The following is a 21737-nucleotide window of genomic DNA, read 5'->3' as shown; positions in this document are numbered from 1 at the left end:
ATGTCATGTCCGAGAATCGCATCGACGAATTCACCTGGGCCGACCTGCTGACCGATCTTGTTGCGAGGCGCGACATGGATCGTGGCACCGCCGCCATGGCAATGGAGAGGGTCCTGTCCGGTGAACTGACTCCAGTACAGGTTGCCGGCTTCGCAGTGGCACTGCGGGCCAAGGGTGAAACCGCCGACGAGATCGCGGGCATGGCGGAAGGAATGATTTCCCGGGCCACACCGCTGGAATTGGATCGCGATGCTGTTGACATCGTCGGTACCGGTGGCGACCGCGCCAATACTGTCAACATCTCGACGATGGCGGCCCTGGTTGCTGCTGGCGCCGGGGCCAAGGTCGTCAAGCACGGCAACCGCGCTGCCAGCTCCGCCTGCGGGACGGCAGACTGCTTGGAGGCTCTCGGTGTCGGGGTCGACATTGACCCGGATCGCCAGGCGGACGTTCTTGACGAGGTGGGCCTGGCCTTCCTCTTTGCCCCGCGCTACCACGCCTCTTTGCGTCATGCCGCTCCGGCCCGCAAGGAGCTCGGCATTCAGACCACCTTCAACCTTCTTGGCCCATTGACGAACCCGGCCCGCCCGCACGCTGCGGCGATCGGTATCGCGGATGGTGCCATGGCTCCGCTGATCGCGGACACCTTGGCCACGCGAGGCACTCGGGGACTGGTCTTCTATGGCGAGGATGGTCTCGACGAGCTGACGACCACGACGAGGTCGCAGGTCTGGGTCATCTCTGACGGACAGGTTGCCCAGAACGAGATTGATCCGGCGGCCCTGGGCCTGACACCGGCTGCTCCAGCTGACCTGGTGGGAGGGGACCCGCAGTTCAACGCTGGTGTCGTCCACAAGGTGTTGGCGGGAGAGCGCGGTCCGGTGCGCGACATCGTCCTGCTGAACGCGGCGGCAGCCCTGCTGGCATATGACGGTCCCAAGGTTGATGACGACGTCGCCCCGCAGCTGGCACACGAGTTGGAGCGTGCGGCCCAGTCCATTGATTCCGGGGCCGCCAGCGATCGCCTCGATAGCTGGATCTCGGTCACCTCAGACTGATCGCGAGAGCTACCCACGGCCCGGCCCACAAGGCCGGGCCGTATGCGAATGTTGATCCCCATGGCGAGGGTCGGTGTCGGCGAATGAGTGTCGTCACGATCGCGACTACTGCTCCCAGCATGGTTGCGGCAAGCAAGGTCGTCATGCCAGCTTGGAAGGTGTCTGGGTGAGGGGCAAGGATGCCCGTCGTCGCACCGAGAAACCCCGTTCCGGCGGACAGCCTGACGTCCCCATACCCGAGGGAGGAAGTCAGCCGCCACATCAGCCAGAAAAAGCCGGTCGCTACCGCTGCCGTGGCAACACATCCGGCCAGAGTTGGTAAGTGTGGTGGCCACGTGACGACCAGGCCTGCGATGAGTGCGACTGCTGATTCGGCGACACAGCGGCGCCATAGCCTTACCGGCAGGAAGGTGGTGGCTTGATCGACGGCCACGAGGGTCGCGACCGACCCGGACCAGACCCACCAGAGTCCCCAACTCCACCTGGGAGCGGAGGTCGAGGAAAAACCACATACGGCGGCTGTAGCCATGACGACGAGGGTCCGAATCGGCGTGGCAAGGGAGTCATATCGCGGCTTGATGCCCAGGACCCCCTCACCTACCTCATCGACAGTTGGTTCTGTCAGCCGGGGTACGGTGACGAGGAGATGCCACAGCGCGAGCCCGCAGGAGACTGCGATCCCGAGGACGGCCCACATGGGGGTGGCTCACAAGGACGTGAGGGGCTCGGCAGTGGCGAGCAGCCCACGAGCCTCACATGCCGCGCGGCCCCGAAGCCGCGTCATCTCGGTGCACATGTCCGCCGTTCCGTCAAGGAGGGCGTGAGCCTGGGGAATTGTCACGTCGAGCATGGTGGCGATGTCCTCGACGTCACAACCAGTTTTCTGGAGGGCGAGAGCCCTGGCCCGGGTACTTCCGGCTGGTACGCCCCTGCCTCGTGCTGCCTCGACGTCATCGACACTGACCGTGAGGATGCGCATGGCATCGATGGCACGAATCCGTTGCAGGGGACGGTCGCCCTGTCCGGCGAGTCGTCGCACGGTTTGGCTCGGGACGTGCGCGAGGAGGGCGATGACTCGCCACGGGACGCGGCACTCATGAACGAGGGAACGGACGTGGAGGGAGAAGTAACGGGCGTCGACCCATGCTGTCGGCGTCGTCGAGGACTGGAGATCGGGGCTGGTCATGTGACAGGCCTTTCTGTCGGTGGTGTGTCCTCCCAAGGGGTATGGAACACTCTTCTAATAGGCATAAGTGCCATCACAGACGCCGAATGTGACATCAAAAATGTATTGTTACAGGACTGTAACATTTCAGGCTGCGCAACGAGACTTAGGTCACATAAATCGGGGATGCGAGGGGAGCCATGTCATCTCCACGAAACGGTCGCCACACACCACGACGGGGCCCGTCGAGTGACGAGCCCCGTCGAAAGTGGGGAGTGAGAACCTCAGCGCTGGGCCTTGGTGAACCCGGCAGCCTGGGCGGCCTCCTCAGTAGCGAACCACACGTCGGCGATGGTGCGGTCGTAACCGCCGGAACCGGGGACGTGGTACTTCATCGAGCGGTCATTGCCCTTGATGACGTATTCCTTTGGCGGATTCTCGCCGACGTACGAGGTGGCCTTCGAATTCTCGTCCTTCGTGCCCTCCTCGGGAGCCTCGGTGGTCTCGGCGGTCGTCTCGGGAGCAGCGGCAGCGGGACCACCCTCGTTGGCCATCGCGGCGACGGGGTCGGCCGGAACCGACGTGCCGTCCGTCTTCGGCTCCGGCTTGTCGCCAGACTTCGGAGCGGGCTTGTCGGTCGCCTTGCCCTTGTCCCCCGGAGTCCACGAATAGGTGACCTTGGGCTCGTGGGCAGTCCAGCCATCGTCGGAGGAACTCATGAAGCGTCGGCCGGCGACGACGGCAGCAGCCGAGATTCCGCCGAGGACGGCGAGAGTGCCGAGCACCTTGCCGAGCTTGCTGCGGTGCTTGGCCTTTTTGACCGACGTGGTCTCGACGCCGGCCTTGGCGGCCAGCTCGGTCGACTCACCCTTGAGGGCGGAGACGGCGGCCTGTCCACGGCGGGTGGCCTCCTCGACGGCGGGCATGGCGGCAACCCTCTCGGCGCGTTCCTCGAGGCCAGGAAGAACATCCTTCTGGAAGGTGTCATAGGCCTGGTGGAGGGCCGGGACGACCTTGTCCTGGGTGTACTCCTTCGAGACGTCAAGTGCCTTCTTGCCAGCCTCGACAGCCTGGTCGGAAATGGGTCCGAGCTTCTCGGAGATGGGGCCAATCTTGTCCGAGAGCTGGTCTGTCAGCGGTCCGATCTTGTCATTGACCTGCGCGGCCAGCGGAGCAGCCTTGTCCTGGGCGGCTGTGAGGTATGCGGCGGCGATCTCCAGCGCCTGTGCACGCTGCTCCTTGAGCGTGCTGGGGCTGCTTGCGGCGGCGGTCTTGCGGGAAGCCTTCTTCTTGCAGGACACGGTTCCTCCAATTCATATGGGATTAAGCTCGTGATCGAGCACCGTCCACGGTATCCGTCAAATGGCTCGCAGACCAGGGATTCGCAGTTCCTGGTGTTCACCGGAGAGCCAATCCCAGCCAGTAGGGCGGGAGAGTCAGTAGTCTGGAACTGACCACATCGTTTCTCACAGGAAGGCAGGCAGGTGGCCTCTACCGCGACTCTGCACACCAACCACGGCGACATCGTCCTCAATCTCTTTGCCGATCAGGCCCCCAAGACCGTCGAGAATTTCGTCGGACTGGCTGGCGGCACCAAGGAGTACGTCGACCCGCACACCGGTCAGCCGACCACTGGCAAGTTCTATGACGGCTTGACCTTCCACCGTGTCATTGACGGCTTCATGATCCAGGGTGGTTGCCCTCTCGGTACCGGAACTGGCGGTCCCGGCTACCAGTTCGCTGACGAGTTTCACCCCGAGCTCGTCTTCTCCAAGCCCTACCTGTTGGCCATGGCGAATGCTGGTCCGGGCACCAATGGTTCCCAGTTCTTCATCACTGTTGCCCCGACCCCGCACCTGAACCGTCGCCACACCATCTTCGGCGAGGTAGCGGACGAGGAGTCCCGCAAGGTCGTTGACGAGATCGCTCAGGTTCGCACTGGCCGTATGGATCGTCCGGTCGAGCCGGTCGTCATCGAGAGCGTCGAGCTTTCCTGATCCTTGAGCCCCGAGTCTCGCGGAGTTGTTCGCGGGGCCGGGTACCTGCCCCGAGGTGGCCGCACCTCGGGGCGTTTCCACCACTGTGGCCTTTCCGTCGTTGACGGCCTTGTGACCAGAGGAGATTCATGCCTGACCGCTGGAGTGAACACCCCGTCCGTCCTGCCCCGGCACTGTGTCCGGCCTCGCTGGCCCTGGCCGTCGCGACCGTGCTGGCGACGATCGCGGCACGATTCACCCCTTTGTCATCGATGCTGGCATCCGGAGCGGTGAAGGCCTATGACTTCCAGGTCTGGCGACCGCTGGTTTTCTCCTTGACGGCGTCATCCGTCTTCAGTGCCGTCCTGAGTGGTCTGCTCCTGGTACTCATCGGCCATCAGATCGAGCCGATGATCGGTTCGGTGCAGTTCGCGTTCTTGTACCTGCTGTGTGGGGTCGGTGGATCGACAGCCATCAGCCTTGCGGGAGTGCCGTACTGCGTCGAAGGATCCATGTGTGGCTTGTTCGGCTTGATGGCGGCATCGGCAGTCGTCAAGTACGCCCAGAAACAAGACATTCGCGCGGACATCATCTTGCTGACGATGTTCATCATCTGGGCCATCGTGATCGGGTCGAACACCTGGATCGCCGATATCGGTGCGGTTGTCGTTGGAGCGGTGTCGGGCTGGGTGTGGCTGCAGACCCGGTGGTTCTCACGGCGTCGCCGGACCGGGGCGGGGTTGGCAATCCTCGCAGTGTGTCTCGCTGCCCTCATCGTCACCTGGGTGGTGTGAGGCGGCTACTCGCGCGGCGAGTTCCTCGGTGGTCACGCAGCAGTGAGCTGGCCATGACCATTCCCCGGTGATGTCGACGAGCCGGACTCCGGGTTCTTCGAACCATGATGCGACCAACTCGGCTTCCTCGACGGTGCATGCCGGTAGACCTGGTGGGGGAGTGACGACGGTCTCGGCCGTCGCACAGATCGCATCGATGACGGGCATGGGGTCAATTCCTGCGCGGCATCGTCCTGCTCCGGTCAATCGTCCGTGTCGGATGACGTGAATCTCCCAGAAAGCACCTTCCCGCCGGGCCGCCACAATTTGGCGGCAGGACGCCAAGGACGCCAGCCGGGCACGTCGGCGGGTGGTCCTCAGCACTTCGCGAGCGTCCTCGGTGTATTCCGCGGCCTCCTCGAAGCGCTCGGCGTCGGACAGGTGGGCGATTCGTTCCGCAAGCCGATCTGTGAGGTCCCGGACGTCCGAGATCATGGCCATGCGAGTGCGGTCGATGAGTGCTGAGTACTCGAAGGCGGGATTCAGGCAAGGAGCTGAGCATCGTTTCATCTCGGCTAACGGGCAGCCGTCAGGATGACGTGACAGTGGGCCGCTGCACTGTCGAAGGCCAAACGCTTCAGCGAGGACAATGGCGGCGCGAGTTGCCGCGCGACGACTCGTGAACGGTCCCCAGGGCGGCTGTGATCCGCGATCAGCACGTCGCACCACAGAGGTACGGGGATGAGTCTCTTTGGTGAGGGTGACCCACCACACCGATCCCTGGTGACGCGAACGACGGTTGTACCGCGGTTGGTGGGCATCGATGAGACGTAGTTCTCGCACTCCCGTCTCAAGGCGAGTTGAGCATTCTCGGGCCTTCACCCCTGTTGCAACCCGAATCATCTCGTCCATCCGGCGCCGCGTCTCGGAGGCTGTGAAGTACTGCGACACCCGGCGTCGAATGTTGACCGACTTGCCCACGTAGAGCACCTCGGGTGGGGAAGGCGCCGGTTTGTCGAGGCAGAACCAGTACACACCAGGGCCTTCCGGAAGGTCCTTGGCCCACACCCGGCGGCGCCGCCGAGCTCGGGGGACCCGGTGAGTCATCTCCAGCAGGTCTTCCATCGTGGTGACACCGAGGTTTCCCACCCGTTCGATGAGACCGTGCAGGACATCGACGGTCGCACGAGCATCGGCCAGCGCGCGATGGGACGGCGTCGTCGTGGTCCGAAACAACTGGGACAAGGTGCCCAACTTGTAGTTGCGAACCTCGTCACGGGAGAGTACGGAGCGAGCCAATGCCAGGGTGTCCACGACACCAGGGTTCGCCCACGAGTAGCCGTGCTCGGCATAGGCCCGCTTCAGGAAGCCGACGTCGAAACGGGCATTGTGGGCGACCAGCACCGTGCCCCGACTGAATTCTGACCAACTCGGTAGGACAGCGGCCAGTGGCGGTGCCGTCCGGACCATGGCGTCCGTGATACCGGTGAGGACCTGGATGGAAGCCGGAATTGTCCCGGAAGGGCGAACGAGGGTCTGGAACTCGCCCTCAACGTGACCTCCGCACACCTTGACAGCCCCGATCTCGGTGATCTGGGCATTGTCGCCGGTACCAGTGGTCTCGAGGTCGACGACGCAGAAGGTGACGTCGGACAGAGGAGTGCCCAGATCGTCGAAAGACGGCTGGAGCGATGCGGCACTCATGATGGGGACGGTAGACAGTCCCGGCGACAAGAATGCTGCACATGAGCGAGAACGGTGGAGAACAGTCTTGTCCGAGTCGTGTTGTGCACATGTGTTGACGATATTCGCGCAGTGCTGTGAGCGGGTTGCGCCAACGAGTTGCCCTGCTCCTGAGGACCGCATAAGATTCTCTCAGTTGGCGGGCATGGTCCTGATCCGACGACCACATCGCGGTTGGATGGATGATACGGTGCGTATCGCGTGATGACGCGGTCGGGCCGGACAGGTGATGGTGAAGGGTTGACTGTGGAGCACAAACGTGGAGCTTCTCGAATGAGTGGTGGCACCCATCGACGCGGACACAGCGCCGCGGTGGCGGCCATCACCGGCGCGATCGTCCTCGGCACGGTGGCGTCTGTCGAACCCGGAGCCAATGCAACACCTGATCCCATTAATCAGGCGAAGACCCGCCTCGCCCAGCTCGATGAGCAGGCTGCCAAGGTGCAGGAGAATTACTCCAGGGCCCAAGCTGCCCTCGTCAAGGCGCAGAAGGACCTCAAGCGGTCTGAGAAGGATTTCAAGGCTCAGTCTGCGAAGGTCGCGACGATGCGCCGTGCTCTCGGACGTGTCGCCCTGAACGACTACCAGGGTGGCGGCGGGGTCTCGACCACCACTCAGCTCGTGACCAGCGGTGAGTCCGGCGAGTTCCTGTCCAAGTTGGCAACCGTCCAGAACGTCACCGATCGGACCACTGAGCAGTTCCAGGCCTTCCAGGCCCAGCAGGCTCGGTTGGCCTCCCTCAAGTCGCAGGCAGAGGCAGACCGCGCGACCATCCAGGCCCAGCGCGACCAGCAGGCGAAGCTCTTGGCTGACGCCAAGAAGAAGGAGCAGGAGGCAAAGGCTGTCGTCGATCGCCTCACCGCGCACCAGCGCGAGGAACTGGCCAGACGTCAGGCCGCTGAAGCCGCCACCAACGCTGTCTCCCGGGCTGCGGGACGCTCGGCCGTTCAGACCTCCGCGACCGCCAAGGACATGGCGATTCCCACCCCTTCCTCGACCTCGTCGGCTCGTGCTCAGGCCGCCTTGGGCTTCGCCCTGGCGCAGGTGGGCAAGCCTTACGTCTGGGGTGGTACCGGACCGAACGGATTTGACTGTTCAGGGCTCATGATGGCCGCCTGGGCGCGGGCTGGCCTCAGCATTCCCCGTACAGCCGCTGAGCAGTTTCGGGTCGGTACCCCAGTTCCGATGTCTGACCTCCAGCCGGGTGATCTCGTCTTCTTCTACCCCGGTATCAGTCACGTCGGCATGTACATCGGTGGCGGTAGGTTCGTTCATGCCTCCAACCCGCGTACCGGCATCAAGATCTCCAATCTGTCGCGCCACATGTCCTACCAGGGTGCGCGCCGTCTCGGCTGACCTTCCTTGCTTAGCGTTGGTATAGACATCGGCGGCACGAAAGTTGCCGCCGGTGTCGTGGATGACAGTGGCCAGATCGTTCGGCGTATCCAGCGTCCGACCCCCTCTCGCAGCCCGGAGGCCGTCGAGGACGCGATCGTCGAATCAGTTCGTGAACTGTCCCACGACCATCCCATTTGCGCCGTTGGTATTGGTGCCGCCGGTTGGATAGACACCGAGCAAGCCCTTGTGCGATTCTCCCCGCACCTGGCATGGCGCAACGAGCCCTTGCGCGATCGGTTGTCCGAGCGCATCACCGTCCCCGTGCTCGTCGACAACGACGCCAACGCAGCCGCCTGGGCCGAGTTCCGCTTCGGAGCTGGTAAAGGGTCGCGAGTCATGGTGTGTCTCACCCTGGGAACTGGCATCGGTGGGGCACTGGTCATCAACGGGCGGATGTTCCGTGGCCGTTATGGCATGGCCGGCGAGTTCGGCCACATGACGGTTGTCCCGGAAGGTCATTGGTGCCCGTGCGGGAACCGTGGCTGCTGGGAGCAGTACGCGTCCGGGAACTCTCTCGTGAGGGATGCTCGTGCCCTTCTAGCGGAAGGCGCTCCCGGCGCCCAGGGCCTGTTGTCCTATGTCACCGATGGCGATCCTGAGAACCTCGTTGGCCCCGATGTCACCCGTGCAGCCGTGGACGGCGACCGGCTGGCCATCGAACTCATTGCGGACATCGGTATCTGGCTGGGCCGTGGCATGGCCAACCTTGCCGCCGCCCTCGACCCTGACCTCTTCGTCATCGGTGGTGGCGTCAGTGCTGCCGGGGACCTGCTGCTCGAACCCGCCCGTACGGTGTACGCCCGTACCCTCACCGGTCGCGGTTTCCGGCCCATGGCCGACATTCAGAAGGCTCATTTCGGCAATGACGCAGGGCTGATCGGCGCGGCTGATCTGGCTCGCCACTCCATCAATGAGCCACCGGGCCCGGCACGCGGTTTCTGGCCGCGTCGGCGTACTGCTCGCAAGCCACGGCGCACACTGCGTCAGAGCCTCACCGAGACCCTTACCGGTCCCGTCGTCCGGGACAGGTGAGCGGCTACAGCCGAGAGTGATTGCCCCACGGGCCATCGTCGTCGCGTTCCCGTCGGGTGATGGCCCGCCAGATGAGCAGGCTCATTCCGGCTCCTCCCGACGTGATCGCCAGGATGAGCGCCGTTGTAGGGACGTTGATCCCTCCCATGGACAGCAGCACCGTGACGATGCAGATCGCCACCAGGATGAGTCCGACCTTCGTGGCTGCGCTGGTCGGAGATGGCGGTTCGACCGGTAATGGTTCATCGATCTCATCGGGATCGGGTGTGGGTTCAGGGTGAATGGGGATCGGGACACGCCGTACCGGTCGGTGTTCGGGACGAGGGCGAACCGGGGCGGTGACAACCTCCCCGAATTCGCGAGCTATGAGCTCCTCGAAAGCGGCATCGACGTCGTTGTCGTCGCTTTCCATCATCCCTCCACCTGTCAGGGAACTCGAGGTGCCGCTAGGCTTGATCGCCGAGGAGGCCCCATGTGGTATGAGTTCTTCAAGTATGCGCTCTTCGGACCAGGAGTGCGAGCCCTGTGGCACCCCCGTGTCATCGGTGAGGAAAACATACCCACCGGGGGTGGGGTGATCCTGGCTTGCAACCACATTGCGGCGCTGGACCCCGTGATCGTGGCGTCCATGATTGATCGCAAGCTCACCTATCCGGCCAAGAAGGAACTCTTTGCCGGGGACCGCGGATTGGGGTCGAAGGTGGTCGCATGGTTTCTGCGTGCTGTCGATCAGGTGCCGTTGGATCGCGTGGGTGGGCGCACCAGCGTCAATGCCATGGGCCCGGTGGAACGCCGACTTGCCGAGGGCGGCCTGGTCGGCATCTTCCCGGAAGGAACTCGCTCTCCCGATGGGCGACTCTACAAGGGTAAGACGGGTGTTGCCCGAATGACGCTCGGTTCGGGAGCTCCCGTCGTGCCGGTGGGCATCAGCGGTACCACGGTGAGGCGCAAGGTTCTCGGAATCCCGTTGCTGGACCACCCGACCATCGTCTTCGGCAAGCCCATGCACTTCGATGTGCTGGCTGATCGCGCCGAGGAGACCGCCGTACTGCGCTGGGTCACCGACGAGGTGATGGGAGCGATCAGTGATCTCACCGGCCAGGGATATGTCGACGTGTATGGCTTCCGGGTGAAGCACGGCAATCTCAAGGGCAAGGATGTCTCGAAGTTCGTCAAGCTGCGACCAGGCAGCAAGCCGGTGCCGCCGCCGCGCGTGACGAAGGCCTGATCGTATGAACTGGTTGCGTCGATCCCATGGCGAGGTGACGGGTCAAGCCCTGCCTGCTCAACCGGTGATCGTTGCGGTTCACCTGCGTCGCCGCGGAGATCTCGCGACCGCCGGGCAGTGCCTGGCGGGAACTCACCGCAAGGTTTATCGGATGTCCGGACGTCGAGCCAGGGGTCAGCAATCCCATGGCGAGGCACGAGAGCACCTGTCCCAGGGATGCGTCGTCGTCATGGCGCCTGAGGGGCTGCACAGCTGGGCAGGTCAGATCCATCGGATCGATGTTGAGGTCGCCCGGTTGGCGCTTGCTGCCGGGGCCCTCGTCGTGCCAGCCCAGGTCACCGACGGAAAGCTCGTCCTCGGGGATCCGGTCGACCTGTCTCGGCATGCCGCCACGCCGCACTCTCACGCGGTCCTGAGAGCAGCTGCCGACGACGTCGCTCTGGCTCTGTGCGATCTGACAGGACTGACCTATCAGGACCATCCAGCGGTTCGGGGAGATCTTCGGCCGCGTCCACTCATCTGGATCTCGCGCGTGCGCAAAATGAGACGGGATTGTAAGAGGCGCCGTCAGACCGAGGGGGAGCAGCTGCGCCAGGAGAGCGCACGCGACGCCGAGGAGCTTGCCCGCGAGGAGGAGAAGGCCCGACTGGCTGCTCAGCTTCAGGCCCGGAAGGCCTCGCTGGCCGATCGGTTGGCAGAACGCGACATTCACCCGGGCCGGTGAACGCCAGGCCGGGCACGGGTCTGAGCGTTTGAAAACTGTTAAGTCCGTCACTGTGTGGAACACAACCACCGATCGCGGTGGCGGGAAGTAAACTCCCGGCCATGTCCCAGAGCGTTCCCAGTCTCGAGGCCCTCAACGCTTTGCCACGGGTCCAGCAACCGAATTACCCAGATTCCCAGGCAACTGCCGAGGTGATCGAACAGCTTCGCGCCCTGCCCCCGCTGGTGTTTGCAGGGGAGTGCGACGACCTTCGCGCCCATCTGGCAGCGGTTGCCAATCGTGAGGCCTTCCTGCTGCAAGGTGGCGACTGCGCGGAGACTTTCGCTGGCGTCAATGCCGCAAATATCAAGGGAAAACTCCGTGTGCTGTTGTCGATGGCGGTCGTCATGACCTACGCCGGTCAGCTCCCGGTGGTCAAGGTGGGACGCATCGCCGGACAGTACGCCAAGCCGCGCTCCAAGGACACCGAGACCCGACGGGGCCTCACGCTGCCCAGCTACCGGGGCGATGCGGTCAACCGGTTTGAGTTCACCCCGGAGGCACGCGTGCACGACCCGAAGCGTCTGGTCGGGGTCTACAACGCGTCGTCAGCGACCCTGAACCTGGTTCGGGCCTTTGCCACCGGTGGCTTCGCCGACCTGCGTGGCATCCACGCCTGGAATGCCGACTTCGTGCGCAACTCTCACGTCGAGGCCCGGTACGAGGCGTTGGCATCAGAGATCGAGCGGGCACTGGTCTTCATGATGGCCTGTGGAGTCGAGGATGACCAGCTGTCGACGGTCGACTTCTACGCCAGCCATGAGGCTTTGCTGCTCGACTACGAGCACGCCATGACGAGGATCGATTCACGCTCCCAGCTGCCCTACGACTGCTCGGGCCACCTGCTGTGGATCGGCGAGCGGACTCGTCAACTCGGCGGTGCCCATGTTGAGTTCCTGCGTCATGTGCGCAACCCGTTGGCGGTCAAGCTTGGTCCGACGACGACAGGAGAGGACGCCGTCGCCATCGCGGACGTTCTTGATCCGGACCACGAGCCTGGGCGTCTCACCTTCATCACCCGGATGGGCAGCAAGGCAGTACGCACCAACTTGCCGAGGGTCATCAAGGCCGTCGAGGCCACTGGCCGCAAGGTGGTGTGGAGCTGTGACCCGATGCACGGTAATACCTTCGAGGCCGACAACGGTTACAAGACGCGGTCGTTCGCTGATGTCTGCGACGAGGTCAATGGCTTCTTCGACGTCCACGAAGAACTGGGTACCTGGCCGGGTGGCGTGCACATCGAGTTGACTGGTGACGACGTCACGGAGTGTTTGGGGGGCATCGACATGCTCGCCGAGGCCGACCTGGCGAATCGGTACGAAACTGCCTGTGACCCTCGTCTGAACCGCAACCAGTCCTTGGAACTGGCCTTCATGATCGCCGAAAGGCTGGCTGACGGTCGTCTCAAGCGCAACGCCGTCAGTCCGTTGGCGAGGTTCCGCAGCATCGACCTGTGATGCGCGATGTGGGCCAGTTCAGTGGCGAATGCCTCTGAACTGGTTGCCGTCGGCCGGCGGCGGCGGAACACTGGAGTCATGAGAATCACGCATCTGGGACACTCCTGCATCCTCGTCGAAGCAGCCGGGCAGCGGATCCTCGTCGACCCCGGCAACCTCAGCCAGTCCTGGCACGGGCTGACCGACTTGGACGCCATCCTCGTCACCCATCGCCACCCCGATCACGTTGATCCTGAGCACATCGGTACTCTGGTCGACGCCAACTCGGGGGCGGTGGTGCGCGCCGAACAGGGTGCGAGCCACGAGGTTCCTGCCCTTGACGCAGACCCCATCGCCCCGGGCGACGTGGTGCAACTCGGCAAGGTGAGGATTGAGGCCGTGGGCGGCCATCACGCGATCATCCATCGGGATCTGGAGCCGATCGGCAACGTCGGGTACCTCATTGGCGAGGGACTCGGCACAATCCTCTTCCATCCCGGTGATGAGTTGGACGAAACTCCGCGAGGAGTCGACGTGCTGGCTTGCCCAGCCCATGGTCCGTGGGCGGCCATGAAGGAGACCCTCGACTTCGCCAAGTCGGTGGGAGCCCGTCATGGGTTCCTCATCCATGAGGGCCTGCTCAATGAGCGAGGCTGGCAGCTGTCCTTCGACCGTCACCAGGAGATGGTCCCGACCACCTTCCACGATCTACGCGATGGCCAGCCCTGGGAAGTTCCCGAGGACTGACCCACGAATTCAGAGCATTCGGTCCATCCCGAACCTCGGAGCCCAGGCCGGATCGACCTGGGGCACCGGGGGTTCGGGATGGTGCTGAGGTGCACCGCGACGACGACGAGGCGGGCGGACGACGAGGGCCATGGCGGCCAGGATCGCGATACCGCCGACAGTGATGCGACCGGTGAGGGTTTCGCCACCGAGGCCGATGGCGAAAATGGCTCCCCACAGCGGTTCGGTACACATGATGACGGCGGCGCGGGCGGACTCGACGCGGGCCTGGCCCCAACTCTGCATGAAGGTCGTCAAGGTGCCGCAGATGATGGCCAGGTAGGCCAGGGCGAGCCAGTCCTCCGGGTGGGTGGGAGCGCCCAGGCCACCGGGCAGGGCCGCGATGACGCAGACGACGGCGACGGTGATGGTCTGGTAGAGGCCCAGCGAGGCGACATTGGACGGGTTGGCGAAACGTCCGGTTGCGACGATGTGGCCGGCATAGGCCAGGGCGGAGGCCAGGGTCAACAGCTGGCCGATACCACCGAACCCACTCCCGAGCGAGGACGGGTCAAGGGCCAGCACTCCCATACCGACAGTCGCCAGGGCAACAGCTCCCCACACGGCACTGGACACCTTCTTGCGGAAGATGACGGCCGCCAACAGCGGGGTGAAGACGACGTACAGGCTGGCGATGAATCCGTTCGTGGCAGCCTGGGTGCTGCTGAGTCCGATGGACTGGAGCAGCTGCCCGGCGGCGAAGAGGACACCGAGGACGACTCCCTTGGTGATGGTGCGCATGTCAGTACGCCAAGCCTTGGGAAAGAGGATTCCGAAGGCGACCGCCGCGAGGGCAAAACGAAAGGCGAGCAGGTTCTCGGGACTCATGTGGGCGTAGACGCCCTTCATGACGACCAGGGTCGATCCCCAGAGAGCAGCCACGAGAAGGAGAGCGGGCACAGCAAGGCGCGAAGAACGAAAACCAACCACGAATCAGATGATACGCGGGAGAATCTTCGCCCTGCAACCCAAAATAGCGTCAAATATTTTGCGTCAAGGTGTGCAGTCCGGATGATTCGCTGTGAACGGTTGTTCGCGCGACCGAATTTGTGCCTGAAGGCTCGCTCGCGGAGTACTGGGAGGACGCGAAGTGGAAGACCAGGTATGCGCACAGCGCTGCCACCACGACGACAAAGACGGTCGCGATGACCCCGCGACGACGACGATGGACGGCGTCCTGTGCCAATCTGGCATGAGAGGCTGGCTGGTTTGTTGGTCGATGCCCAGGCCGAGGCCGGGTGTGCTTGAGGGGTTGGCTCGGCCGGGGAATGGGACGTCGATCCACCGGTGACAACGGGAAACCCGGTGTCGAGACGGGGGTGTGCGGGGACACCGGTGTGGCGCTGTTGCGTGACCACGGCGAGATCGACGCCGTCCTGGGACGGATCGGCTCTCCACGACTGCGAGCGGAACGATCAGTGGATCGTTGGGGAGTGTGGGCCACAGGATCAGTGATGACGACACTGGATCGGGACGCGCGTGACTGCAGGGCATCCAGAACCGGGTCATCAGTGTGTCCCGTCGAGAGAGCGTGGCGAACACGACGCATCAGGTCGAGAAGGTCTCGTCCATTGGAAGGGCGCTTGGCTGGGTCGCGTGAGGTGCATGTCCGCACCAGCCCGTCGAGGTAGCTCGGAATGAGCCAAGCGATGTCCTGTTCAGCACGGATGCCATTGGCCAAGTACTGGGAGGGATCGGGCACGTCCTTGTTGACGTGCGCCCATGCCACCTGAATGGGGGAGTCCCCGGTATGGGGTTTGTGGCCAGTGAGCATCTCGAAAAGCACGATGCCGGCGGAGTAGATGTCCGAGCGCTCGTCGGAACTGCCTCGCGTCACCCTTTCGGGAGGAATGTAGGACACCGTTCCAATCAGCTGCCCGGAGGTCGCCGACATCGTCTGGTTGCCGACCGCACGAGCCAGACCGAAGTCAGCGACCTTGATCTGGCCGCGATCGGAGATGAGGACGTTCTCGGGCTTGACGTCGCGATGCACCAACCCGTCCTCGTGGGCGCTGGCCAGGGCAGACACCACCGGCTCGAGGAGGTCAAGGGCTCGCACTGGGGTGAGGGGCGCCTCCTGGGTGATGATGTGGCGCAAGGTGCACCCAGGAACGTATTCCATGACGATGAAGGGGCGGTCCCCATCCATCCCCTGGTCGAAGACGGACACCACATGAGGGTTGATGAGCCGGGCTGCCGCCTTGGCCTCGGAATCGAATCGTTCCGCGAGTTCCGCGTCGAGCCCCTCGTGCATGACCTTGACCGCGACGATGCGAGGAAGGCACAAGTCCTGGGCTCGATAAACGGTTGCCATCCCGCCACGAGCGATTTTTGACACGATCTCGTAGCGACCCTCGAGGATGTGACCCACCAAGGGGTCAGTGCTCATGGTCATGCTCACGATTACGCCTCACGCACGGTCGGGGAAGAAGGGGGTGCGACCCACCTTGAAGTGTATGCGTAGTCCCCACGAGGGGATCGGAGGATGACTCGGCGAGTCCCTAGGCTGAATTCATGACTGCTGCGCACTGTCTGCGGCTCTGACGTGGCATGCTTCTGGACCGCGGACCACTACTCAACTTTTCACAGGATCATCCGATGACAACCGAGACTGACGCCCAGGCTGATCCCCAGGCCGCAGGACCCATTGGGTCCGGGATCGTGCTCGTTGATCCGGCAAGTGCTTCTGATCCATCCGCGGTTGCACGGGTATGGCGCGACGCCGGATGGCGAATCGTCGACATGGCCGGAGGGGCGGACCTCGACGCCGTCCTGACGGGCTTGGGGAACGCCCTGTCGTTCCCGAGCTGGTTCGGCCACAACCTCGACGCGCTGCATGACTGTCTGGCTGATGTCGAGGGCGACACCGCGGTGTTGTGGACGGGCTGGCAGCCCTTCCAACGTGAGAACCCCCAGGACTGGGGACGTTTGGTCGACGTCATCGGGCAGCGTCTTGACGAGGACGATCTCGACGGCTTCGCCCTCCTACTGGTCTGAGCCAGGTACCTCTCAGAAGCGACGCTCGACGCACTGGCGCGCCAGCTCGCGCAGAGCGATCCTCCCTGCCTTGGTCATCTCGGCGCCGTCCAGAACTGCCACCGCGCATCGGTGGCACTCGTCGATGGTGGACTCGACGGCATCCCTGGCGCCGCTGGTCTCGATGATGCGGCGGGCAGTGGTGACGTCGGAGTCGTCGAGGTCGGCACGACCGAGGAATCCTTCCAATCGAGCGGCGTCCTTGGCATCAGCCTGGTTGAGGGCATGGGCGATGAGCACTGTACGCTTGCCCTCTCGCAGATCATCCCCGGCCGGCTTGCCGGTGAGGTCGGTGTCACCAAAGACACCGAGCAGGTCATCGCGGTACTGGAAGGCTCTCCCGATGGGAGAGCCGAAATCAGCCATCGCCTGCTGGAGGTGATCTGAACCCCCTGCCAGGGCGACTCCGATCTGGCAAGGGCGCACCACGGTGTAAGAGGCACACTTGTATTCCACGACCCGACCGACGAGATCAACCGCTGACTCGGAGTCCGACCCTGCCATTCCTGACTGGGAGGTGACGTCGAGCACTTGGCCGTAGGTGACCTCGGTGCGTATGGCGTCCAGGAGAGGGGTGGCGGCAGCCAGCTTGCTGGCCTCCAGGGATGCGGAGGTGAACATCTGGGCGGACCACGCCAGCAGCAGGTCACCCAGCAGGATGGCGATGTCGAACCCGAATTGTTCGGAAGGGCCGTCACCCGTGGCCGCGGCATGAGCGGCCTCGAAGCGACGATGAGCCGACGGGAGACCACGCCGGGTGTCGGAGTGGTCCATGAGATCGTCGTGGACCAAGGCCGAAACGTGCAGCAGCTCGAGGCTGGCGGCGGCCTGCAACAGCCCGCTCGGTTCTGTGGGCTGTCCCGCGGCAGCCACATGTCCCCAGTAGCAGAATGCGGGGCGCAGCCTCTTGCCGCCACCGGTGAAGTCGCGGGCAGCGTCAAGGACAGGGGACAGCTCGGCGCCGATCGCGTCAACGACCCCCTTCTCGTCCTCGAGGAAGGAGGCAATCCTTGCGCTCACGGACTCTCGGAAATCAGCGCTGACCGGAGCGGACGGGTCAAAGGGGAACATGGAACCAGCATAGAGTGGAATGACGACGTCGAACGAGTCCGTAGGCTGGACAGGAGGCCCACCTGATGGGCGCGCCGCCTAGCCTGACGTCATGCAGACCCAGAAGCCGACCATTGCCGACCTGCTGGCCTCGGGGGATCGTCCCCTGCACTCATTCGAGTTCATGCCGCCGCGCAGCGAGGACGATGTCTATCGGCTCTGGAGTGCCACCGACGCGCTCGTCCCCATGGCTCCTGACTTCATCTCGGTGACCTATGGCGCAAACGGGTCACGACGTGATCGCACCCTTCGCTGCACCCAGCACATGGTCTCGACGGGGTTGCGAACTGTCGGCCATCTCACCTGTGTCGACCAGTCGGTGTCCGACCTCGAACACATGGTCGCTGACTATGCCGAGTCGGGGGTCGGGCACATCCTTGTCATCCGAGGAGACATGCCTGGTGGGGCGGGGCAACCCTGGGTCGCCCATCCCGAGGGTCTGTCCAACGCCACCGACCTCGTCCGGCTCGTCAAACGGGTCCATCCCGAGGCATGTGTGGGGGTCGGGGCCTTTCCGGACGGTCATCCGGAGGCTGCCGACATTGACCTTGACGCGCGCATCCTCGTCGACAAGGCCGAGGCGGGGGCATCCTTCGCCATCACTCAGCTGTTCTTCCTGCCCTCCCACTATCAGCGACTCGTGGATCGGGTGCGCGCCATGAGCTGTGACATCCCGATCATCCCGGGAATCATGCCCATCACCTCGTACGGCCAGATTCGTCGATTCGCCGAGCTGTCCGGCACCGACGTCCCGGCTGAGCTGGTGGCCAGGATTGAGGCCGTCAAGGAGGACAGGGCAGCCGTACGGCGTATTGGCCTGGAGGCTGCCGTCGACATGTGTTGTGAGCTCCTCGACAGCGGCGCTCCCGGTCTGCACTACTACACGCTCAACAGGTCTCGTGCGACCACAGAGCTTCGGACCATGCTCGCCCGGCGTCGGCCGCAGCTGGCTGGTCTTCCTGCAGATTTCGAGGTGACTGAGACTGTCTGAGTCCGACGACCGCGAGCCGTTGGGTCGGGCGGGTGAGGGCGACATAGAGTACCCGGACGCCACCGGTGAGGTTTCCCGTCTCGGCGACGATGCGTTCCGGATCGACGACGATCGCGCCATCGTACTCGAGGCCCTTGGCCTGCATCGTCGTCACTGGGATGATCCGCGGATCTGTGGCGAGGCCACGAGCCTGCTCGACCAGACTGGCTGGGCAGACCAGACCGATCGTCCCATCGACCTCCTGAAGCATCTCGTCGAGCTGGGAGCGCACGTCGGCCCACAGGTCATCGGTACGCACCACGGTTGGTCGGACTCCCACCGAGCGCACGGCCTGGGGAAGGTCGGCATCGGGCTGGACGGTGACGACGACCTCGGCGGCAAGGGTGAAGACCTCCGCCGGGGATCGGTAGTTCTTCGTCAGCGTGAAGGTTCGTGAGGGAGCATTGCCTACCAGTTCGTCAAGGGCAGACTGGGTCTGCTCCGGGTGGGGGAAGGCCGACTGCGCCGGGTCCCCGACGATCGTCCATGAGGCCTGCGGGCCACGTCGTCCAATCATTCGCCACTGCATCGGCGAGATGTCCTGGGCCTCGTCGACGAGGACGTGGGCGTAGGTGTCTCGCGGCTCGTCCTCATCGATCTGACGAGCATGATGGAGGCGGTCGCTCAGAGTGACGAGCTCCTCGGTGTCCCCGCCCTCGATGAAGACGGGGTCCTCCGAGTCAGGTTCGGGCGGAACCGGGCCCAGCAGAGCGGCCAGTTCATCCAGCAGGGCCATGTCTGCCACCGACCAGTCACGGCGTCCGCGCCGGTCGACTCTGGTGGGGATGGAGTTGGTGACGAGCTGACGGGTCTGGGCATCCCAGTCGGGAGCGACCGCCTCGACGACTGTCGGGTCAGCCAGCCGGGCCAGGACGTCCGTGGGTGACAGGGCTGGCCACCAGGCATTGAGGAACATTCGCCAGGAGGCCTGGGAAGAGATCAGGTCGTCGAATTGCTCCTTGCTCAGGTCGTGGGCGCAGATGACGTCGTCAGGAAGGATGCTCCACAGCTGGTCCTTGAGCGAGGCCTCAACAACGTCGCGACCGTCGTTGTACCGGTTGCGTTTGAGGATGCGATGGCGGGTGGAGACCAGGGCGCGGGAATCAAGGGTGAGTACCTCACCCTTGACGGTGACTCGAAGGCGCATCGAGTCTGGGTCGACCGACATCGGCATGTCGACCAGTCGGGTGAGTACATCGACCATGTCAAGGCTGCCCTTGATGTTGGCCGTGCGGGGCTCGTCGAGGCGATCGGAGGAGAACCTCAGGATGTCAGAGGGCACCTGGCCGACGGAACGCAGGGTGACGGAGTCCTCGCCGAGGCTGGGGAGTACCCGCTCGATGTAACTCATGAAGACCGAGGACGGTCCGATGACAAGCACCCCGCCGTTTTCCAACCGGGTTCGATGGGAGTACAGCAGGAAGGCGGCACGATGCAGGGCCACGACCGTCTTGCCGGTTCCTGGGCCGCCCATGATCGTCGTCACGCCTTGGTAAGGGGCGCGAATGGCCTCATCCTGTTCAGCCTGGATGGTCGAGACGATGGAGTGCATCCGGGTGTCGCGAGCCCGCGAGAGGGCGGCCATGAGGGCTCCCTCCCCGACGATCGGCAGGTCGGCCTGCGAGGTGGAGTCCAGCAGGTCGTCCTCAATGCCAAGAACCTTGTCGTCTCGGCAGCGCAGCACGCGACGACGGATCACACCCATCGGATCGGACGGAGTGGCCCGGTAAAAGGGCTCGGCGGCTCGGGCTCGCCAGTCGATGACGAGGGGCTCGTAGTCGGCGTCGCGCACGCCGATGCGCCCAATGTGACGGACCTCGTCATCGTCGGCGAGGTCAAGTCGACCGAAGACCAAACCCTCGTGCTCGGCGTCGAGGACTGCCAACCTCTTGGCTGCGTTGTAGGAGAAGGCATCGCGTTCGAACATCGCCGTACCGTCTTCCTCGCGGACCCAGCTGGTGCGATCGGAGCGGTACATGTCCTGGCCAGCCTCGGCCAACATGCGAGCCTTGTTTTCGTCGATCTCCAGCTGAGCGCGGACCCGGTCGACATGGGCCTGCTCCTTGGCGATCTCAGCTTTCACGACGCGGGGGTCAGTGGTCGAAGTGTCGTGGTCGGTCAAAGTCGTCCTTCACGAGAGTCTGCCTCGGACTCGGTGTCGCGGGGCTGACGGTCAAGTTTACGCGCGGAGGCCCCGTTGGCGGAACCGTGGTCTCGTTGCGGATGACCTGCCGCACCGACCACACGGTGCCGATGCCGGGGTCGGCGACGGGGCGGGTGTGGTCGCGCCCGACCCGGGCCCGTCTCGGGGCCGTGGCCAGAGCCAGGAGTTCGTTCCCGAGGATGTGAACCGTTCCCATGCGTTGTGGGCCACCTGTGGTTGTGGGGTTGAGAGTCCGACCGCAGGTATCGTGCCAGAGGTGAACACGGATCTTCCTGTCGTTGCTGTCCATGGAATCACCAGTTCGCCGACCACCTGGGGTGGGCTGGTACTGGCATTCAACGTCGAGAAAGTCCCCGTCCATCAGTTGTCCCTGCTGGGTCACGGGCCCATCGACACTCGTAGGGGAGGCGGAACTGGCTACCCTCTTGAGGCTTTCGCAGCCGACATCATTGAGCAGATGGGCGCCTGCAAGATCGACAGGTGTGCCCTGGTCGGCCACTCCCTGGGGGCTCTGGTGGCATCAATGGTTGCTCAACGTCAGCCGGAACGATTTGATCGCGTTCTGCTGGAGGACATGCCGGTGCCGCGGCGGGTTCGACACGATCCTTTGCCCATGAGGAGATACGCAGACGCCCTGATCATGGAGGTGGCAGCTCTGGCGGGACGCAAGAGGTTCGACCCCACGATGGTGTGGAAGGTCAGCCGCGAATTACTCAAACCCAATCCGCAGTGGTGGGACGGATGTGCCCGAATGACCATGCCAGTTCTCGTCATCGGGGGAGGGAAGTCGTCATACCTGCGCCAGGACCGACTGCGGGATGTGACCAATGCTCTGCCGGACGCCCGGATGGTCACCATTGAGGGTGGGCATCGCACCCACATCACCAAGGGAGACGAGTTTTGCGACGTCGCAGTTCCCTTCCTCACCAACGGTCGACACATCAATCGGAGGCACAACGGAGTCCAGGACATGTGAGCCTTGAGCGAACTACGCTCAATCCTGATGTTGAGTCGGCGTGACTCATGGTTAAAATTGAGT

Annotated in this window: 22 protein-coding genes; 12 read left to right on the top strand and 10 right to left on the bottom strand. The window is 63.9% G+C overall.

Annotated features, from left to right (window positions below):
- Window positions 1–5 precede the first annotated feature (5 nt).
- The gene (gene trpD / locus ACUCCZ_RS07225; protein ID WP_435916888.1) at window positions 6–1058 is read left to right on the top strand and encodes an anthranilate phosphoribosyltransferase; all 1053 of its coding nucleotides are present in this window, start codon (window positions 6–8) and stop codon (window positions 1056–1058) included.
- Here the strand turns inward: trpD and ACUCCZ_RS07220 are convergent.
- The 3 genes from ACUCCZ_RS07220 to ACUCCZ_RS07210 form a co-directional block, all read right to left on the bottom strand.
- Window positions 1045–1755, bottom strand: a complete 711-nt coding sequence (locus ACUCCZ_RS07220) for an A24 family peptidase (protein ID WP_435916887.1) — start codon at window positions 1753–1755, stop codon at window positions 1045–1047. The genes trpD and ACUCCZ_RS07220 overlap by 14 nt on opposite strands.
- Window positions 1756–1764: 9 nt before the next feature.
- Window positions 1765–2244, bottom strand: coding sequence for a hypothetical protein (locus ACUCCZ_RS07215; protein WP_435916886.1), 480 nt, complete (start codon window positions 2242–2244; stop codon window positions 1765–1767).
- A gap of 263 nt (window positions 2245–2507) precedes the next feature.
- Window positions 2508–3524 (bottom strand): sunset domain-containing protein, encoded by a 1017-nt coding sequence (locus ACUCCZ_RS07210; RefSeq protein WP_435916885.1) that lies wholly within the window; start codon window positions 3522–3524, stop codon window positions 2508–2510.
- A gap of 183 nt (window positions 3525–3707) precedes the next feature.
- Here ACUCCZ_RS07210 and ACUCCZ_RS07205 point away from each other — a divergent pair, with 183 nt between their 5' ends.
- Both ACUCCZ_RS07205 and ACUCCZ_RS07200 read left to right on the top strand, forming a co-directional pair.
- Entirely contained in the window at window positions 3708–4220 is a 513-nt protein-coding gene (locus ACUCCZ_RS07205; protein ID WP_435916884.1) for a peptidylprolyl isomerase, read from the top strand.
- A 251-nt stretch (window positions 4221–4471) separates the two neighbouring features.
- Window positions 4472–4993, top strand: a complete 522-nt coding sequence (locus ACUCCZ_RS07200; protein WP_435917056.1) for a rhomboid family intramembrane serine protease — start codon at window positions 4472–4474, stop codon at window positions 4991–4993.
- On the opposite strand, the gene ACUCCZ_RS07195 is transcribed toward ACUCCZ_RS07200, so the two are convergent.
- Complete coding sequence (locus tag ACUCCZ_RS07195) at window positions 4913–6676, bottom strand: DEDD exonuclease domain-containing protein (protein WP_435916883.1); 1764 nt, start codon at window positions 6674–6676, stop codon at window positions 4913–4915. The genes ACUCCZ_RS07200 and ACUCCZ_RS07195 overlap by 81 nt on opposite strands.
- 312 nt (window positions 6677–6988) lie before the next feature.
- On the opposite strand from ACUCCZ_RS07195, the gene ACUCCZ_RS07190 reads away from it, so the two are divergent.
- Window positions 6989–8071, top strand: a complete 1083-nt coding sequence (locus tag ACUCCZ_RS07190; RefSeq protein WP_435916882.1) for a C40 family peptidase — start codon at window positions 6989–6991, stop codon at window positions 8069–8071.
- A 6-nt stretch (window positions 8072–8077) separates the two neighbouring features.
- Window positions 8078–9145, top strand: a complete 1068-nt coding sequence (locus ACUCCZ_RS07185) for an ROK family glucokinase (protein ID WP_435916881.1) — start codon at window positions 8078–8080, stop codon at window positions 9143–9145.
- 4 nt (window positions 9146–9149) lie between these two features.
- Here ACUCCZ_RS07185 and ACUCCZ_RS07180 read toward each other — a convergent pair whose 3' ends face one another.
- Window positions 9150–9557: a hypothetical protein gene (locus ACUCCZ_RS07180; protein ID WP_435917055.1), complete on the bottom strand. Its 408-nt coding sequence runs from the start codon at window positions 9555–9557 to the stop codon at window positions 9150–9152.
- 60 nt (window positions 9558–9617) lie between these two features.
- Here ACUCCZ_RS07180 and ACUCCZ_RS07175 point away from each other — a divergent pair, with 60 nt between their 5' ends.
- The 4 genes from ACUCCZ_RS07175 (at window position 9618) to ACUCCZ_RS07160 (ending at window position 13319) form a co-directional block, all read left to right on the top strand.
- Entirely contained in the window at window positions 9618–10373 is a 756-nt protein-coding gene (locus ACUCCZ_RS07175) for a lysophospholipid acyltransferase family protein (RefSeq protein ID WP_435916880.1), read from the top strand.
- Window positions 10374–10524: 151 nt separating this feature from the next.
- Window positions 10525–11097, top strand: coding sequence for a 1-acyl-sn-glycerol-3-phosphate acyltransferase (locus ACUCCZ_RS07170; RefSeq protein ID WP_435917054.1), 573 nt, complete (start codon window positions 10525–10527; stop codon window positions 11095–11097).
- Window positions 11098–11174: 77 nt separating this feature from the next.
- The gene (locus ACUCCZ_RS07165; protein WP_435916879.1) at window positions 11175–12593 is read left to right on the top strand and encodes a class II 3-deoxy-7-phosphoheptulonate synthase; all 1419 of its coding nucleotides are present in this window, start codon (window positions 11175–11177) and stop codon (window positions 12591–12593) included.
- 78 nt (window positions 12594–12671) lie between these two features.
- Window positions 12672–13319, top strand: coding sequence for an MBL fold metallo-hydrolase (locus ACUCCZ_RS07160; protein WP_435916878.1), 648 nt, complete (start codon window positions 12672–12674; stop codon window positions 13317–13319).
- A gap of 9 nt (window positions 13320–13328) precedes the next feature.
- On the opposite strand, the gene ACUCCZ_RS07155 is transcribed toward ACUCCZ_RS07160, so the two are convergent.
- Window positions 13329–14240 (bottom strand): DMT family transporter, encoded by a 912-nt coding sequence (locus ACUCCZ_RS07155; protein WP_462981568.1) that lies wholly within the window; start codon window positions 14238–14240, stop codon window positions 13329–13331.
- A 97-nt stretch (window positions 14241–14337) separates the two neighbouring features.
- Window positions 14338–15753, bottom strand: a complete 1416-nt coding sequence (locus ACUCCZ_RS07150; RefSeq protein WP_435916876.1) for a protein kinase domain-containing protein — start codon at window positions 15751–15753, stop codon at window positions 14338–14340.
- Window positions 15754–15956: 203 nt separating this feature from the next.
- On the opposite strand from ACUCCZ_RS07150, the gene ACUCCZ_RS07145 reads away from it, so the two are divergent.
- Window positions 15957–16355, top strand: coding sequence for a barstar family protein (locus tag ACUCCZ_RS07145; protein WP_435916875.1), 399 nt, complete (start codon window positions 15957–15959; stop codon window positions 16353–16355).
- Between the two features lie 12 nt (window positions 16356–16367).
- Here ACUCCZ_RS07145 and ACUCCZ_RS07140 read toward each other — a convergent pair whose 3' ends face one another.
- Entirely contained in the window at window positions 16368–17465 is a 1098-nt protein-coding gene (locus tag ACUCCZ_RS07140; RefSeq protein ID WP_435916874.1) for a polyprenyl synthetase family protein, read from the bottom strand.
- A gap of 91 nt (window positions 17466–17556) precedes the next feature.
- Between ACUCCZ_RS07140 and metF the strand changes: the two genes are divergently transcribed.
- The gene (gene metF, locus ACUCCZ_RS07135; RefSeq protein WP_435916873.1) at window positions 17557–18495 is read left to right on the top strand and encodes a methylenetetrahydrofolate reductase [NAD(P)H]; all 939 of its coding nucleotides are present in this window, start codon (window positions 17557–17559) and stop codon (window positions 18493–18495) included.
- On the opposite strand, the gene ACUCCZ_RS07130 is transcribed toward metF, so the two are convergent.
- Together ACUCCZ_RS07130 and ACUCCZ_RS07125 are read right to left on the bottom strand one after the other, a co-directional pair.
- The gene (locus ACUCCZ_RS07130; RefSeq protein WP_435916872.1) at window positions 18392–20617 is read right to left on the bottom strand and encodes a HelD family protein; all 2226 of its coding nucleotides are present in this window, start codon (window positions 20615–20617) and stop codon (window positions 18392–18394) included. The two genes, metF and ACUCCZ_RS07130, sit on opposite strands and share 104 nt — an antisense overlap.
- Before the next feature lie 10 nt (window positions 20618–20627).
- The gene (locus ACUCCZ_RS07125; RefSeq protein ID WP_435916871.1) at window positions 20628–20894 is read right to left on the bottom strand and encodes a hypothetical protein; all 267 of its coding nucleotides are present in this window, start codon (window positions 20892–20894) and stop codon (window positions 20628–20630) included.
- On the opposite strand from ACUCCZ_RS07125, the gene ACUCCZ_RS07120 reads away from it, so the two are divergent.
- Entirely contained in the window at window positions 20880–21674 is a 795-nt protein-coding gene (locus tag ACUCCZ_RS07120) for an alpha/beta fold hydrolase (protein WP_435916870.1), read from the top strand. The genes ACUCCZ_RS07125 and ACUCCZ_RS07120 overlap by 15 nt on opposite strands.
- The last annotated feature ends 63 nt before the right edge of the window (window positions 21675–21737 follow it).

Source organism: Cutibacterium nasicola (genome assembly GCF_052654715.2).
This window is presented reverse-complemented; position numbering and strand designations above follow the sequence as displayed.

What these genes read in the sequence shown, in the direction of transcription:
- trpD (WP_435916888.1), top strand. Translation starts at nt 6, where the DNA reads ATGTCCGAGAATCGCATCGACGAATTCACCTGGGCCGACCTGCTGACC.
- ACUCCZ_RS07220 (WP_435916887.1), bottom strand. Translation starts at nt 1,755, where the DNA reads ATGTGGGCCGTCCTCGGGATCGCAGTCTCCTGCGGGCTCGCGCTGTGG.
- ACUCCZ_RS07215 (WP_435916886.1), bottom strand. Translation starts at nt 2,244, where the DNA reads ATGACCAGCCCCGATCTCCAGTCCTCGACGACGCCGACAGCATGGGTC.
- ACUCCZ_RS07200 (WP_435917056.1), top strand. Translation starts at nt 4,472, where the DNA reads ATGCTGGCATCCGGAGCGGTGAAGGCCTATGACTTCCAGGTCTGGCGA.
- ACUCCZ_RS07195 (WP_435916883.1), bottom strand. Translation starts at nt 6,676, where the DNA reads ATGAGTGCCGCATCGCTCCAGCCGTCTTTCGACGATCTGGGCACTCCT.
- ACUCCZ_RS07190 (WP_435916882.1), top strand. Translation starts at nt 6,989, where the DNA reads ATGAGTGGTGGCACCCATCGACGCGGACACAGCGCCGCGGTGGCGGCC.
- ACUCCZ_RS07180 (WP_435917055.1), bottom strand. Translation starts at nt 9,557, where the DNA reads ATGGAAAGCGACGACAACGACGTCGATGCCGCTTTCGAGGAGCTCATA.
- ACUCCZ_RS07175 (WP_435916880.1), top strand. Translation starts at nt 9,618, where the DNA reads ATGTGGTATGAGTTCTTCAAGTATGCGCTCTTCGGACCAGGAGTGCGA.
- ACUCCZ_RS07170 (WP_435917054.1), top strand. Translation starts at nt 10,525, where the DNA reads ATGTCCGGACGTCGAGCCAGGGGTCAGCAATCCCATGGCGAGGCACGA.
- ACUCCZ_RS07160 (WP_435916878.1), top strand. Translation starts at nt 12,672, where the DNA reads ATGAGAATCACGCATCTGGGACACTCCTGCATCCTCGTCGAAGCAGCC.
- ACUCCZ_RS07150 (WP_435916876.1), bottom strand. Translation starts at nt 15,753, where the DNA reads ATGACCATGAGCACTGACCCCTTGGTGGGTCACATCCTCGAGGGTCGC.
- ACUCCZ_RS07145 (WP_435916875.1), top strand. Translation starts at nt 15,957, where the DNA reads ATGACAACCGAGACTGACGCCCAGGCTGATCCCCAGGCCGCAGGACCC.
- ACUCCZ_RS07140 (WP_435916874.1), bottom strand. Translation starts at nt 17,465, where the DNA reads ATGTTCCCCTTTGACCCGTCCGCTCCGGTCAGCGCTGATTTCCGAGAG.
- metF (WP_435916873.1), top strand. Translation starts at nt 17,557, where the DNA reads ATGCAGACCCAGAAGCCGACCATTGCCGACCTGCTGGCCTCGGGGGAT.
- ACUCCZ_RS07125 (WP_435916871.1), bottom strand. Translation starts at nt 20,894, where the DNA reads ATGGGAACGGTTCACATCCTCGGGAACGAACTCCTGGCTCTGGCCACG.